This window comes from Clostridium tyrobutyricum DSM 2637 = ATCC 25755 = JCM 11008 (genome assembly GCF_000359585.1).
Taxonomy (GTDB): Bacteria; Bacillota; Clostridia; order Clostridiales; family Clostridiaceae; genus Clostridium_B; species Clostridium_B tyrobutyricum.
In genome coordinates, this window is record NZ_APMH01000071.1 from 1 (window position 1) to 403 (window position 403).

At 37.5% G+C, this 403-nt stretch carries 1 protein-coding gene; it reads right to left on the reverse strand.

Annotation, left to right across the window (positions count from 1 at the left end; all coding sequences use genetic code 11):
* A partial coding sequence (locus tag J418_RS15840; protein WP_035124123.1) for a peptidoglycan-binding domain-containing protein occupies positions 1-364 on the reverse strand: 364 nt, incomplete at its 3' end.
* Positions 365-403: the final 39 nt, after the last annotated feature.

The following is a 403-nucleotide window of genomic DNA, read 5'->3' on the forward strand; positions in this document are numbered from 1 at the left end:
TAATCCCATCTTGAGTTGTTAGACCTGCATCCGATTGAAATTTTTTTATGGCAGTGATAACACCATTACCATATCCACCATCGAATCCATTTGGATTATAACCTTTGCAATATAGAGCACCTTGGAGAATATATACCTCATTCTTGGAAGCACTTGTATTAGGCAATGTTGGACATGCTGCTTGTGTAGCTGCCCCAAAAACTCCATCCGCTGGTTGAATTCCTAGCTCAATTTGGAGAGCTGTTATTAAAGCTGCTACTGTTCCTCCTCCGGTTATTCCGTCCGCAGTTATAGGTGTGTAGTTTGAGTTACTTCCGTAAGTATTATTTAACCATTCTTGAACTTCTAGAACCATTTGATCCATTTTTATAACCTCTTTTCTTATTTTTGATTACATATAATA